The sequence below is a fragment of the Delftia sp. 11MD genome (assembly GCF_050907895.1).
Lineage (GTDB): Bacteria > Pseudomonadota > Gammaproteobacteria > Burkholderiales > Burkholderiaceae_C > Comamonas > Comamonas tsuruhatensis.
The window spans coordinates 4,113,420-4,126,207 of sequence record NZ_CP194333.1 but is presented as its reverse complement, the minus strand read 5'-3'; the positions used below and the strand labels follow the sequence as shown (position 1 = coordinate 4,126,207).

The 12,788-nt window shown below is 66.9% G+C and carries 16 protein-coding genes; all 16 read left to right on the top strand.

The annotated features are described in order from the left end of the window. Positions 1–26 precede the first annotated feature (26 nt). The gene (locus ACRSCF_RS18640) at positions 27–557 is read left to right on the top strand and encodes a phage regulatory CII family protein (RefSeq protein WP_052151744.1); all 531 of its coding nucleotides are present in this window, start codon (positions 27–29) and stop codon (positions 555–557) included. Next, positions 547–1,395 carry a hypothetical protein gene (locus ACRSCF_RS18635; RefSeq protein ID WP_324622595.1) on the top strand — a complete coding sequence of 283 codons (849 nt, stop codon included), beginning with the start codon at positions 547–549 and terminating at the stop codon, positions 1,393–1,395. The genes ACRSCF_RS18640 and ACRSCF_RS18635 overlap by 11 nt, the downstream gene beginning before the upstream one ends. A gap of 29 nt (positions 1,396–1,424) precedes the next feature. Further along, positions 1,425–1,766, top strand: coding sequence for a hypothetical protein (locus tag ACRSCF_RS18630; RefSeq protein ID WP_034368253.1), 342 nt, complete (start codon positions 1,425–1,427; stop codon positions 1,764–1,766). Positions 1,767–1,790: 24 nt separating this feature from the next. Continuing rightward, on the top strand, positions 1,791–2,861 hold the full coding sequence (locus ACRSCF_RS18625; protein ID WP_324622594.1) for a YdaU family protein: 1,071 nt from the start codon (positions 1,791–1,793) through the stop codon (positions 2,859–2,861). A 223-nt stretch (positions 2,862–3,084) separates the two neighbouring features. Continuing rightward, complete coding sequence (locus tag ACRSCF_RS18620; RefSeq protein ID WP_307838092.1) at positions 3,085–3,549, top strand: hypothetical protein; 465 nt, start codon at positions 3,085–3,087, stop codon at positions 3,547–3,549. Next, positions 3,546–5,642: a phage terminase large subunit family protein gene (locus tag ACRSCF_RS18615; protein ID WP_324622593.1), complete on the top strand. Its 2,097-nt coding sequence runs from the start codon at positions 3,546–3,548 to the stop codon at positions 5,640–5,642. The genes ACRSCF_RS18620 and ACRSCF_RS18615 overlap by 4 nt, the downstream gene beginning before the upstream one ends. 4 nt (positions 5,643–5,646) lie before the next feature. Beyond that, on the top strand, positions 5,647–6,000 hold the full coding sequence (locus ACRSCF_RS18610; RefSeq protein ID WP_034391993.1) for a helix-turn-helix domain-containing protein: 354 nt from the start codon (positions 5,647–5,649) through the stop codon (positions 5,998–6,000). 53 nt (positions 6,001–6,053) lie between these two features. Beyond that, a complete protein-coding gene (locus ACRSCF_RS18605; RefSeq protein ID WP_324622592.1) occupies positions 6,054–6,284 on the top strand; it encodes a phage head-tail joining protein in 231 nt (76 codons plus the stop codon). 2 nt (positions 6,285–6,286) lie between these two features. After that, positions 6,287–7,789 carry a phage portal protein gene (locus ACRSCF_RS18600; RefSeq protein WP_034368246.1) on the top strand — a complete coding sequence of 501 codons (1,503 nt, stop codon included), beginning with the start codon at positions 6,287–6,289 and terminating at the stop codon, positions 7,787–7,789. Positions 7,790–7,842: 53 nt separating this feature from the next. Beyond that, positions 7,843–9,924, top strand: a complete 2,082-nt coding sequence (locus ACRSCF_RS18595) for a prohead protease/major capsid protein fusion protein (RefSeq protein WP_324622591.1) — start codon at positions 7,843–7,845, stop codon at positions 9,922–9,924. Positions 9,925–9,965: 41 nt separating this feature from the next. Beyond that, on the top strand, positions 9,966–10,325 hold the full coding sequence (locus tag ACRSCF_RS18590) for a DUF2190 family protein (protein WP_324622590.1): 360 nt from the start codon (positions 9,966–9,968) through the stop codon (positions 10,323–10,325). 17 nt (positions 10,326–10,342) lie between these two features. Beyond that, positions 10,343–10,651, top strand: a complete 309-nt coding sequence (locus ACRSCF_RS18585; protein WP_324622589.1) for a head-tail joining protein — start codon at positions 10,343–10,345, stop codon at positions 10,649–10,651. Positions 10,652–10,664: 13 nt separating this feature from the next. Then, a complete protein-coding gene (locus ACRSCF_RS18580) occupies positions 10,665–11,123 on the top strand; it encodes a hypothetical protein (protein WP_324622588.1) in 459 nt (152 codons plus the stop codon). A gap of 12 nt (positions 11,124–11,135) precedes the next feature. Further along, positions 11,136–11,804: an InlB B-repeat-containing protein gene (locus ACRSCF_RS18575; RefSeq protein WP_034368239.1), complete on the top strand. Its 669-nt coding sequence runs from the start codon at positions 11,136–11,138 to the stop codon at positions 11,802–11,804. A gap of 69 nt (positions 11,805–11,873) precedes the next feature. Next, positions 11,874–12,311 (top strand): hypothetical protein, encoded by a 438-nt coding sequence (locus ACRSCF_RS18570; protein WP_034368237.1) that lies wholly within the window; start codon positions 11,874–11,876, stop codon positions 12,309–12,311. Between the two features lie 8 nt (positions 12,312–12,319). Next, on the top strand, positions 12,320–12,775 hold the full coding sequence (locus tag ACRSCF_RS18565; protein ID WP_324622587.1) for a phage tail assembly chaperone: 456 nt from the start codon (positions 12,320–12,322) through the stop codon (positions 12,773–12,775). Positions 12,776–12,788: the final 13 nt, after the last annotated feature.

Below are 12,788 nucleotides of genomic sequence, written 5' to 3'. Positions count from 1 at the left end.
TCGATGGCTCGCAAGGGGTTGTGCTGATGAATGCAACTTTCTCAGTTGGCATCGCCCCTGGCTATGTCGAATCCGACCCCCAAGCCGACATTGCCGCCGGCATGGATGTGCTGGATGCGGCCTACCTGACGGCGCAGACCAGCCAGGGCGGTGTCAAGGCACTGGCCGTGCGCATGGGCATCAACGCCGGCACGCTGCAGCACAAGCTCAACACCAACAACGAAACGCACCACCTGACCCTGCGCGAGGCTGTGCAGCTGCAGGTGGTCACTGGCAATGCGGCGGTGCTGCATGCCATGGCCAGCCAGTTGGGGTACGAGTGCCGGCGCGCCCTGCCAGACCAGGCAGAGGGTGACCCGGTGGAGGCCTTCATGCATTTCCAGTCCGCCGTGGCCGAGGTCACGCGCGCTGCAGCTGATGCGCACCGCCAGCCGTCGCGCAATGCGGTGCGGCGGCTTGACCGCCAGGTGCAGGAACTCACCGTCATGGCTCAGTACCTGGCCCGCTCGGCACAGCAGCGCTTGGCCGACACCCCTGGAGGTGGCAATGCGTATTGATATCAAGCCTGAGGGCGGTGATCGATACAAGCGTGCCCTGGCCGGCCTGGATGGTGGGCAGATTGCTCAGGCCACGGCCGAGGCCATCAACATGGGTGTGGGCCGTGTGAAGAACGCCATGCGCGCTGAGATGCAGAGCGTTTTCGACCGGCCCACGGGCTATGTGCTGCAGTCGGTGCAGGTGGTCAAGAAGGCCACGGCCGGCGACCTCAATGCGCTGGTGGCGCCTACTTACATGGGCGGCAAGGGCGTGGACCCGCAGCAGATCCTGGCCGCTCAGGAGGATGGGGGCCGGCGCCGCGATAAGCGCAGCGAGAAGGCCCTGCGCACGGCAGGCATCTTGCCCGTTGGCTACCAGACCGCGATCCCGGCCACTCCCTACCCGGGCAGCGATGACGGGCGTGGAAACCTCAAGGGCTCGACCCTGGTACAGCTGATTGCCTACTTCCAGGCCTTCGGCGAGCAGGGCTACCGGGCCAACATGACCAAGGGGCGCATGCAGGCCCTGCACCAGCGCGGCGGCAAGGGCGCGCGCTTCATGGGGCCGGTGAAGGGCGTCCGCTACATCGTGGCCTATGGCCGTCTGCGCGGCGGTGCGCGGGCCACCGCGCGTGGCGAATACGACAAGCGGGCATCCAATCTGCCGCCCGGCATTTGGGCGGTGACCGGCACAGGCGACGCAGATGTGCGGCCGGTGCTGATGTTCGTTCGCGGCGGCAACTACAAGCCCCGCATCAGCCTGGACGGGGTGCGCAAGCGCTCTGGCATCGATGAGCTGGTTCCCCGCTGGGTCCGTGGCCGCGTCTATGACGCATTCAGGAAAGCCAGTCAGGGCTGACGGCCCGGCTGATATCAGGAGAGATAGACATGCAACACACCACCCAACAGGTGACCTCGCATGACACCAAGGCGGATTCTTTCTCCGCCATTGGCAATGCCACGCGGGTGCGCCTCAATGAACGGCTGTACAGCAGCCTGGCCGAAGCCCACCGCCGGGGGCAGCCTGCCCTGAGCCGGCGCGAGCTGCGGGACTTCCACAACGAGTGCACGGGCGAATGGCTGGAGATCTCCAGCGTGGCCAGCACGGTCAATGCCTTGGTCGCGGCCAAGCGCGTGGAAGAGGTGGCGGCGCGGGCCTGCTCCCTGCCGCCGCATCGGCTGGTCAAGCCTGTGCGCTGCCGCCTGCAGCAAGCGACGTTGACGGATTGAATTGATATCGAAGGTTGAGCAGGCATGAATCACTACCCCCACCACATCGGCGACTTCAACACCGCGACACGGCACCTGTCACGGCTGGAGCGTGCCATCTACCGTGACATGCGTGACATGTACTGTGACACCGAGGCAGCGCTGGACGGCTCCAGCTTCGATCTGCTGGCGCGGCGCCTTCTGTGCCGGTCGCCGGAAGAGATCGATGCCCTGCAGTTCGTGCTGGCCGAGTTCTTTACGCAGCTGCCCGATGGCCGATATCAGAACGACGAATGCGAGCAGATCGTGGCCCAGTTCCGCCAGCAGCAGGAGGGGCGCAACGAGGTCAAGAGCAATGAGCATCTGCGTCAGAAGCGCAGCAGGGCTAGGCGCAGTGCTATCTTTTCTGCTCTTCGTTCACTGGGCATCGTGCCCAACTTGAAGATGCAGATGGCCGAGTTGATGGCGCTATGTCGTCAGCATGGAATCGTGGTGACAGACACCAGTGTCACGCTCAATGGCATGGATTTGTTGGCTGCCGATACGGCTGGTGTCACGCCGCGTCACGCTGATGTCACGGCCAGTGACACGGCTTGTCACGGAGATGGCACGGGTAACCAGAACCAGAACCAAAACCAATACATACCCCCCAACCCCCCTGCAGGGGGGGCGAGTGGTGGACTGGCTATCGCCACGGCACTTGCAGGCAGCTTCCCGGAGCATCGGCGTACCCGGTTGGTGGACGTGGCCGACGCCGTGGCCGATGCCATCGCCCGTGGCGACGTGACGGCCGAGGAGCTGCTGGCTGCCGCTGAGCAGCAGCGTGGACTGCTGGCGGCGAAGGATGGCAAGGCCTGCCCCAGCATGCTGCGCTGGGTGCGTGAGCAGCGTTGGAAGGACGTTGTGATGCTGGCATCTGCGGCAGGCGAAGGGCAGCAGCCCGACAACTGGGCAGACACGCGCAGCGGCGTCGAGGGTATGGCGGCCAGCCTGGGCATGTCGGGCTACGACGACTGGTGCGATGCGCGAGCGGGGCAGGGCCTGCGGCGGGCTTTCGCGGACTACGAGGCGGCAGTGCATGCGCTGCTGGCCGAGCGTCAGGGGGTGTCGGCATGACGGTGCGCACCTTCATCGGCGCGGCGGCGCCCCTCTCGATGTGCTTAAAAAATAGGCAGGATCGCGGGTCCTTTTTGGCCCCCTTGGAAGCGGGTAATTCGAGCCGCGCTCTCGGACTGTTGTGCAACCTTCCTAAGGGGGTTAAGTGAAGGTCCTGCCTTACTTTGATGCTCCTATTTCGCAAGCACAATTTGCGGCTTTGATCGGTGTCAGCGAGGCCCGCGTGAGCCAGCTGGTGAGCGAAGGCGTGATCGTCCGTGGCGATACGGGCCACGAATGGCTGCTGGGCTACTGTGAGCGCCTGCGCGACCAGGCGGCTGGCCGTGCCTCGGCCGGTTTGGGCGGGCTGGACCTAGTCCAGGAGCGTGCGGCGCTGGCGCGCTCGCAGCGCGAGGCCCAGGACCTGAAAAACGCCGTCGCCCGTGGCGAATTCGCGCCCATCGGCGCCCTGGCGGACGTGCTGGGCCTGGCCAGCTCGGCCGTGGTGGACCGCATGGACCAGATCGAGGGCCAGTTGCGCAAGGCCTGCCCGGATCTGCCCGAGGATGCCCGCGTCACGGTGCTGCGCGTGCTGGCCGATGCTCGAAACGAGTGGATCCGTGTCACGTCCAAGCTGATCGGAGAGCGCGTGGCGGCCATGGCCGAGGCTCCTGACGAGGATGAGCTGGACGAGGAGGCCGCATTTTGAGCGCGCCCCTGTCGAGAGAAGCGATTTCCGCCATCCAGGCCGCCGCGCAGCTGGGCCTGTCCAGCCTGCGGGCGGACGCACCGCAAACACTGTCCGAATGGGCAGCCGACCACTTCCTGCTGGCCGGCGAATCCAGCCACCAGAAGGGCGGTTGGGTGGCATGGCCGTTTCAGATCGGGATCTTGGACTTCATGTCCGATGACCGCATCGAGGAATTGGCCGTCAAGAAGTCCAAGCGTGTCGGCTACTCGAAGATGATCACCGCCTTCGTCTGCTACAACATCGCGCACCGCCGCCGCAAGCAGGCGCTGTGGCAGCCCACGGACGATGACCGTGACAGCTTCGTCAAGACCGAGATCGAGCCCCTGCTGGACAGTAAGGATGGCGTGCCCTCGGTGATTGCTGCCCGCAAGCAGGGCAGCCGGGTCGAAGAGACCATCAAGTACAAGCCTTTCCGCGACAGCGTGCTACACCTGCTGGGCGGCAAGGCTGCGCGGGCCTATCGCCGGATCACGGTGGCCGTGGCCATCCTGGATGAATGGACGGCATTCGACCAGACCATCGGGGGCAGCAAGGACAAGTCCGCGGGCTCGCCCGGCACCCTGGCCAAAGGCCGGCTGGAAGGCGCTCCATACCCCAAGTTCATCGGCGGCAGCACGCCCGGCATCAAGGGCCTGTGCCACGTCAGCCGCGCCTGCGAGGATTCCGAGGACGAGGTCGATTACCTGATCGAGTGCCCGCGCTGCGAGGCCGAGCACCCGCTGACCTGGGGCGGCAAGGAGGCCATGCACGGCTTCAAGTGGGAGGCCGGCAAGCCTGAGACAGTGCGCCACATGTGCCCCCACTGCCGGGAGTCCATCAGCCAAGCCGAATACCTGCCCGGTGGCTGGCCGCTGACGGGCGCCTGGGTGTGCCGGCGGTCTGGCCGCCGCTTCGGCGCCGACCGCATCTGGCGCAATGCCGATGGCACGCCCTGCAGGCCACCGCGCACGCTGGGCGTGCACATCTGGGCCGCGTACAGCCCGCAGCGCACCTGGGCGTCCATCGTGGACGAGTTCGAGAAGGCCCACCGCGCCCTGCAGGAGGGTGATGCAGGCCCCATGACCTCGTTCACGAACGAAACACTGGGCCAGGCCTGGGAACTCAAGGGGGAGGGCACCGACGACCATGTGCTGCAGGCCCGCGCCGAACCCTATGCCATCGGCACGGTGCCCGTGGGCGGCCTGGTGCTGACGGCTGGCGTGGACGTGCAGCGCACCTGGTGGCAGATCAACGTCTGGGCCTGGGCGCGCGGCATGGAGAGCTGGATCGTGGACCGCCACATCATCGAGGGCAACCCATCCAGCGAAGCCGACTGGGCGCCCGTGACGGCCTACCTGCAGCGCCGCTACCGCCAGGCCTGGCACGGCGGCAGCCTGGGCCTGAGCGCCATCAGCATCGACTCGTCTGACCAGACGCAGGCGGTCTACAACTATGTCCGCACGCACCAGCACATGCTGCCCAACCTGCGCGCCATCAAGGGCGACAACAACGACAACCGCCCCATCGTCGGGCCGGCCAGCATGCAGGACATGGACTGGCGCGGCCAGAAGATCAAGCAGGGCATCAAGCTCTGGCTGGTGGGCGTGGACAACGCCAAGGATCTGCTGCTGGGCCAGCTGGCGATCACGGACGCCGGTCCGGGGTGCGTGCACTTCAGCGAGGACCTGCCGCGCGAGTTCTTCGAGCAGCTGACCGCCGAGCAGCGCATCCTGGCCAAGGTCCAGGGCCGCGAGGCCTACCGCTGGGTCAAGCGCCGCCAGCGCAATGAGGATCTGGACTGCCGCAACTACGCCATCCACGCGGCCATGGCCCAGGGCCTGCACAAGTACACCGATGCGCGCTGGTCGCAGGTCGAACAGATGGTGCAGCCAGCCCGCGACCTTTTCAGCCCACCCGAGGCGCCCGCCAGCGTGGCGCCGCCGGCTCCCACGGCTGCGCCCACGTCGGACGCGCCACCCGTTTCCGCCACCACCGCGCCCCGTGCGCCGGCCCCCGCGCCGCGCCGTGCGGCACCCGTTCGCCGCAACGGCGGCTTCTCCCGCTCCTGGTAGCCCCATGACCCCAAAGACCAACGCCCCAGCACCCCACATGGCCCCCGATGCGGCCAAGACTTCCGCCACGCCAGAGGCCGATTTCGCGCCCGATCTGGTGGATCGCATGTTCGACTATCTGGTCGATCTGCTGCCCGAGCTGCGCGGCAGTCCTGCCACGGTGGAGCGTGTCCAGCAGCAGCTGCGCAGGGAGTTTGCCAGCCAGGCAGCCTACATCTCCGCCCGATCCCCTGTGGACAAGGCCGAGGAGCGCCGGCAGGTGCTGCGGCTGTGGAATGGCCGCAATGCCACGGCCGTGGCGCGCACGCTGGGCATCAGCCGTGCCACTGTGTACAGGCACCTGAAGCAGCCCGGCTGAAACCGTCTCAGGTTTCTTGGAAATGAGACAGTTGCCCCGGTAGCGTGCGGCATATGAGCACGCTCCAAGACCTCCAGATGCGCCTCGCGCGCCTCAATGCCGCCATCCACAGTGGTGAACGCACCATTACCACCGAGGATGGCGCCTCCGTCACCTATCGCAGCCTGGACGAGATGAAGGCCGCGCGCCGGGATCTGCAGACGCAGATTTCGGCCGTGGCCGGCACTGGCCAGTCGCGCGCCCTGGTGGCGCGCTTTCGCTTCGCCGGCCTGCGGGACCGCTGATCATGCAGCGCCGTACCGTGTCCCGTAGGGCCTCCCCCACGCTGGTTGACCGTGTTGTCGGCTATTTCTCGCCCGCGCAGGGCGTGCGCCGCCAGGTCGCCCGGGAAATGCTGGTGCGCGCCTACGAGGGTGCCAGCCGCGCCGATGGCTGGCGCGTCAAGCGCTCCGGGGCCAGCCCCACGGCTGACCACGCCGCCGATGCGCGCGAGCTGCGCATGCGTGCGCGCTCACTTGCCCAGAACGTGCCGAACATCGTGCGCGCCGTCAATGCCGTGCTCGCCATGCGCGTGGGCCAGGGCATCGTGCCCGTGTGGGCCGACGATGGCCTGGCCAAGCGCTGGCGCGAATGGGTGCCCCACGCCGACTATGACGGCCTGCTGGACTTCTATGGCCTGCAGTACAAGGCCGAGCGCACGCGCGACGTGGATGGCGCCGTGCTCATCCGCAAGCACATCCAGCGCATGGGCTCCACGGTGCCGCTCAAGCTGCAGCTGTTGGAGATCGACTTTCTGGACGTGGAGCGCAACGGCGTGCTGGCCGGTGGGCGAGAGATCATCCGGGGCATCGAATACGACAAGCGCGGCCAGCGCCTGGCCTACTACTTGTTCGATCGCCACCCCGGTGATGCCGGCATGTGGACCCTGGGCCGCAGCGGCACCAGCCAGCGTGTGCCGGCCGATGAGATCATCCACTTCTTCGACCCCGAGCGCTCTGGCCAGCAGGACGGCATCACGCGCCTGGCGCCCATCATCGCCAAGGTGCGCGACCTGCATACCTACGGTGACTCCGAGCTGCAGCGCAAGCAGCTCGAATCTCGCATGGGGGTGCTGGCCGAGATGGGTGGGGATGGCGGCATGCCGCCGCCGCTGCCCGAGGAGGCCGCAGGGCAAAAGCCCGGCCTGATGGACCTGGGCGACCTCGCTGGCGGCGGCATCGTGGGCCTGCCGCCAGGCATGACCAATCCCACTTTCATCGAGCCCAAGGCCGTCCCGGGCTTTGGCGACTACATGAAAGGGGGTTGGAAGGAGGTGGCCGCAGGCTATCGCTGTCCCTACGAGCTGATGACGGGCGACCTGACCGAGGTGAATTTCAGCACCTCCCGCATGAGCATGAACCAGTTTCGGGCCGAGGTCGAATCCGAGCAGTGGCGCGTCACTGTGCCGCGCCTGTGCGCGCCCATTGCGCGGTGGTTCCTGGCGGCCGTGGATCTGGTGGCCCCGGTGCCGACCGATGTGGCTGCGCCGGACTGGAGCACGCCACGCTGGGCCAGCCCGAACCCTGTGCAGGACGTGGCCAGCGACCTGAGCGCCGTCAAGGGCGGCATGCAGAGCATCAGCGAAGTGATCCGGCGCCGTGGCTATGACCCAGAGGACGTTTTCACGGAGTTGGAGAGCGACCTGGTGCGTCTGCGTGAACGCGGCATCCTGCCGCTGCTGGCCGCGCTGTGGGGTGCGCAGAACCCCATCGATCTGGTGGCCCAGATGGAGGGGCAGGGGCAGAAGTGAAATCGTCTCAGTTTTCTTGGATTTGAGACAGTCAAACCGGAAAACTGAGCGCCATGCCACAAGCCAACGCCCAATCTTCCGCGCCCCAGGTCCACGATTTGCCGGTGCAGACGCGCGCCGCAAGCCTGGTCCCCGACACCTACAACGAGGCCGATAGCACGGTCGAGGTGGTCTGGACCACGGGCGCCATGGTGCGCCGCTACGACTGGTGGAACGACCGTCCCTACGACGAGGACCTGCAGATCACTCCCGAGGCCGTGGACATGGCCCGTTTTGACGCCGGCACTGTCCAGGTGCTGGACGGTCACCGCGCCTATGGCGGCGTGGCTGCCATCCTCGGAATTGCCGAGCGCGGCTGGATCGAAGGTGGTGAAGGCCGGGCCGTGATCCGGCTGAGTCAGCGCCCTGAGCTGGCCGGCATCGTGGCCGACATCCGCGCCGGGATCATCCGCGCCATCAGCTTTGGCTACAGCGTCCAGCGCTACGAAATCACCCGCGCCCAGGACCGCACGGACGGCATCAACGTCGATCTCTACCGCGCCGTCGCCTGGACCCCGCAGGAAATCTCTTTCGTCACTGTGCCTGCCGACCCCAACGCCGGCACGCGCAGCGCACCCACTTCCCAGGCCCCGTCCGGTGCAGCGCCCCAGGGCGGCATGCCGTGCGAGTTCTTCCAACGGGCAGCCGCCCAACCTACCACCCAGGAGCACCAACGTATGCCCCAAGCAAACCAAGCCGGTGAAGGCGGCCAGACCGCCAACACCACCCTGGGCACCGCGCCCACCAACGTCTCTCAGGTCCCGCAGAACCGCCAGGGCGAGGGTGCCCCGCAGCCCGCGCCTGCCGGTGCGTTCGATGGCCAGCGCGCCGCCGACATCGTTGCGCTGTGCCAGCGCCACAACCTGGCCGATCTGCAGGCCGACCTGCTGCGCAACCATTCCACCATGGACCAGGCCCGCGCCGCTGTGCTGACCGCGCTGGACCAGCGCAGCCAGGAGCAGGCCACCGGCCCCACGACATCGATTCGCACCGTGGGCGATGAGCACGAGAACCGCATGCGCGGCATTGAAAACGCGCTCATGCATCGCCTGAACCCCGGCGCCCAGCTGGATGACAACGGCCGCCAGTACCGCGCCATGACCATGGTGGAGATGGCGCGCGAGGTGGTCGAGGGGCTGGGCCAGAGGACGCGCGGCATGAGCCGCGCCGAGATCGTCAACGTGGCGCTGCGCGTGCGTTCCGGCATGCTGGGCACGGGCGACTTCCCAGCGCTGCTCGGTGGCGTGGGCCAGCGCGTGCTGCGTGCGGCCTATGACGAGGCGCCCAGCACCTACCAGCTGTGGGCGCGCCGTGCCTCCAACCTGCCGGACTTCCGCATCCGCCAGGCCATCGGCGTGGGCGGTGATGTCGAGCTTAAGAAGCTCAACGAGCACGGCGAGTACACCTACGGCAGCCTTTCCGAGGATGTCACGGGTTATCGCGCCTTCACGTTCGGCCGCTCGCTGGCGATCACCCGCCAGATGATCGTCAATGACGATCTGGACTCCCTGACACGTACAGGGACCAAGTTTGCCGCCGCAGCGCGGAGCCTGGAAAACCGTCTGGTCTATGGCCAGATCCTCAATAACCCGCCCATGTCCGATGGCGAGCCGCTGTTCGATGCCGAGCACAACAACCTGCTGACCGGCGCAGGGTCCAAGTTCTCGCTGGAAGCACTGTCCAGCCTGCGCACGCTGATGCGCAAGCAAAAGGGCCGGGACGATGAGACGCTGAACATCGCTCCGGCCTACCTGCTGGTCCCCTCCGACCTGGAAACCCTGGCCTACCAGTACACCAGCCCCAACTACCAGCCCACCAAGGCTGGCGACATCAACGAGTTCCGCACGGGAGGCCGCACGGCGCTGGAGCCCATCGTGGAGCCGCTGCTGGATGACGTGTCCACCACCGCCTTCTACCTGGCGGCCCGCGCCGGCCAGATCGACACCGTCGAGTACGCCTACGTGGACGGCTACGAGGGTCTGCGCACCGAGACCTTCTCCAGCGAAGACGTCGACGGCGTGAAGCTGCGCGCCAGCCTGGACTTTGCCGCCAAGTGCCTGGACTGGCACGGCCTGGCCAAGAGCAACGGCGCCTGAGCGCGCCGCCATCCTCACACACGCTTTCAGGAGTTCAACCCATGAAAAACTACCAACAGCGCGGCCACGTCATCGAGGTCCCGGCAGCTGCCGCCGCAGTGGCAGCAGGCCAGGCCGTGGCCATCGGTGCCATCCTCGCCGTGGCCAATGGCCCGGCCCAGGTCGGCGAGCCCTACAACGCCGAGCGCGTGGGCGTCTTTGTCCTGCCCAAGGCGGCAGGCACCGCGTGGACGCAGGGCCAGCCCCTGCGCTGGGATGTCGAAACCGGCGCATTCGCCGTTGGCGGCGCGGCCACGGCCGGCGACGTGACGGGGGCGGCGTTCGCCTTCGAGGCGGCCGACAGCGCGGCCACGCAGGGCGCCGTCTGCCTGCCCGGCGTCATCGGCACCGTCGCGGCCTGAGCGGGGCAGGGCAGGGCATGACGTTCCTCCTCATCCCAGGCGCCGAGCGGGCAGGGCGCGTGCGCTCTGCCCAGCAGCGGCACCACGCCAATGCGGTGGCTGTCTGGCAGGGCGGCGAGCCCTTCGGCGTCATCCTGCGGCGCGGCCCGCGCGAGGCCCTGGGGATGGTGGGCGCCTACGTCCTGGCCTGCCGGCTGCCCGCCGACATGGTGCCGGGCATCGCCCAGGGCGAGGCCATCGAGATCGACCAGGTCACCTACAGGATCGCCGAGCCGCCCCAGCCCGACGAGTCCGGCTGGCTGCTGCTGCAGCTGGAGGTGGCCTGACATGGCGCAGCACATGCAACAGCAGATCCTGGCCGCCTGGCGCGTGGATCTTGCGCTCGCGGCCACCCTGGCTGGCGACAAGGTCCGCGTCGAAGGTCGCAACGCATACCCGGTAAGTGCCCTGCCAGCCATTGATATCAGTGCGGCAGACGAGGGCATCGAACTCCTCTCGGGCGGGCGCGGTGGCTTGGCCGCGCTGCATCGGGAATTCCTGGTCGATGTCACCAGCATTGCCACAGGCGACCAGGCGCGCGAGCAGGCCATGGAGCTGCATGCGCAGATCGAGGAGCGCATGGGGCCTGCTGCGGGCGGCGTGCTGGCCGGCCTGCTGATCGCGCCACCGCGTCTTCGGGGCATCCGTGGGCAGTGGGACGACGCCGCTACCCAACCCATCTACATCGTGCGCGGCATGTGGCTGTGCCGATACCTCACCGCCGAGGGCGCCCCGCGCGGCCCGGCATCTCATCCCTGAAAGGAAACGACCATGGCAGTCCAAAACGTTCGTACCTCGGCCGGCAGCAAGCTGCTGATCTGCGCGGCCCGGCCAGCATCCTACGATGCCGCCGGCTTCCAGGCCCTGGCCTTCAAAGAGATCGCTGAGATCACCGACCTGGCCGAACTGGGCCGGGAATACAACCAGGCCACGCATTCGCCCCTGGCAACCCGCCGCATCGTCAAGCGCAAAGGCAGCTTCAACGATGGCAGCCTGTCCGTGCCCATGGCACGCGACATGGACGACGAGGGCCAGGTTCTGCTCAAGGCCGCCTCCATGTCCGACGACAGCTACAGCTACTGCATCCGCCTGCAGGACGGTTCGAGCCACTACTTCACGGCGCAGTGCATGAGCTTCAAGCTCAACGTGGGCAGCGTCGATTCCATTACGGCGCACACGGCACAGCTGGAAATCGACAACGACATCATCGAAGTCCCGGCCATCTCGTTCACGCTTGCCTACACGGCCGGCGCAAATGGTTCCATCGTGGGCGTCGCAAGCCAGACCGTGCTGCAGGGCGCCACGGGCAAGCCCGTGTTTGCGCAGGCCGCGGCCGGCTTCGACTTCGAGAAGTGGAGCGACAACAGCACGGAAAACCCGCGCTCCGATGCCAACGTGCTCGCCAACGTGGCGGTGCAGGCCAGCTTTATCCCCGAGTAATACGCCGCTGCCATGCCCGGCTGCGGCCGGGTGGCATGCCCCCTCTGTCTTTCATTCATCGCCACCACCATGCTCAAGCTTTCCCAACTGACCGTCGCAAACACAGCTCCCATGCATCTGAAGGATGCGGCAGGTGAACTCATGTTCTACAAGGACCCGTCGCACGGCGATGAGGCCAAGGAACTGCCTGTTCGCATTCACGTCTTTGGCCCTGGTTCCGAGGAGCATCGCCAGGCGCAACTGCGGGCCCAGCGTCGCGTCATGGCCCTGGTCAAGAAAAGCCGCCGTGCGTTGGAAGACCGGACGCCGGAAGAGCGCACGGCCGATACCGCCGTGATCCTGGCCGACATCACGCATTCGGTCGAAGGTCTGGATCTTGAAGGCCGTTCGGTGCGCGAAGCGATGCTGGCCCTGTACTCCGATCCAACTTGCGGGTACGTGGCTGACCAGGTCAACGCCTTCGCGGCCGACTGGGCAAATTTTTCCAAGAGTGCGCCGAAGGTCTGAGCCTTTACGTGCGCACATGGGCGTGGCTCAACGCCCCGCTCAAGACCAAGACCGGGAAAAAGGCTCAGCAGCAAGATGAAGAACCCAGGATCACACGCATCGAGAAAATCAGGGCAGAAGGCCGCGAGCCTGACCTGCCCGACCCTGGCCCGGCCGGCTATCTCCTCGAAGTGTTCTTCGACCTGGGGCCATCGCTGCAGTCGCCCATGGGCGAAACGCCCATCGGCTACGAGCAGCTGGTGGCATGGCAGTCCATTCACGGCGTGCAGCTCACGCCCTGGGAGGGCAAAACGCTCTGCGACCTGTCCATCGCATGGCTGGTCGCCAAGGACGCTGCCAAGGACCCTGGCGCCCCACGGCCAGGCAGTGTCGATGAGTCGCCCGAGCAAGCCGAGGAGCGGCGCGAGCGCGTGTCCAGCGGCCTGGGCGACATGCTGCGCTCGTTCCGACGCGCGCCGAAGTGATCTGCAGGGGGCT

Bases quoted from the DNA above. Each gene is read 5' to 3' on its own strand.
- ACRSCF_RS18605 (WP_324622592.1), top strand. From the start codon at position 6,054: ATGAGCACGCTCCAAGACCTCCAGATGCGCCTCGCGCGCCTCAATGCC.
- ACRSCF_RS18580 (WP_324622588.1), top strand. From the start codon at position 10,665: ATGCAACAGCAGATCCTGGCCGCCTGGCGCGTGGATCTTGCGCTCGCG.
- ACRSCF_RS18600 (WP_034368246.1), top strand. From the start codon at position 6,287: ATGCAGCGCCGTACCGTGTCCCGTAGGGCCTCCCCCACGCTGGTTGAC.
- ACRSCF_RS18575 (WP_034368239.1), top strand. From the start codon at position 11,136: ATGGCAGTCCAAAACGTTCGTACCTCGGCCGGCAGCAAGCTGCTGATC.
- ACRSCF_RS18585 (WP_324622589.1), top strand. From the start codon at position 10,343: ATGACGTTCCTCCTCATCCCAGGCGCCGAGCGGGCAGGGCGCGTGCGC.
- ACRSCF_RS18595 (WP_324622591.1), top strand. From the start codon at position 7,843: ATGCCACAAGCCAACGCCCAATCTTCCGCGCCCCAGGTCCACGATTTG.
- ACRSCF_RS18630 (WP_034368253.1), top strand. From the start codon at position 1,425: ATGCAACACACCACCCAACAGGTGACCTCGCATGACACCAAGGCGGAT.
- ACRSCF_RS18610 (WP_034391993.1), top strand. From the start codon at position 5,647: ATGACCCCAAAGACCAACGCCCCAGCACCCCACATGGCCCCCGATGCG.
- ACRSCF_RS18635 (WP_324622595.1), top strand. From the start codon at position 547: ATGCGTATTGATATCAAGCCTGAGGGCGGTGATCGATACAAGCGTGCC.
- ACRSCF_RS18625 (WP_324622594.1), top strand. From the start codon at position 1,791: ATGAATCACTACCCCCACCACATCGGCGACTTCAACACCGCGACACGG.
- ACRSCF_RS18570 (WP_034368237.1), top strand. From the start codon at position 11,874: ATGCTCAAGCTTTCCCAACTGACCGTCGCAAACACAGCTCCCATGCAT.
- ACRSCF_RS18640 (WP_052151744.1), top strand. From the start codon at position 27: ATGAATGCAACTTTCTCAGTTGGCATCGCCCCTGGCTATGTCGAATCC.
- ACRSCF_RS18590 (WP_324622590.1), top strand. From the start codon at position 9,966: ATGAAAAACTACCAACAGCGCGGCCACGTCATCGAGGTCCCGGCAGCT.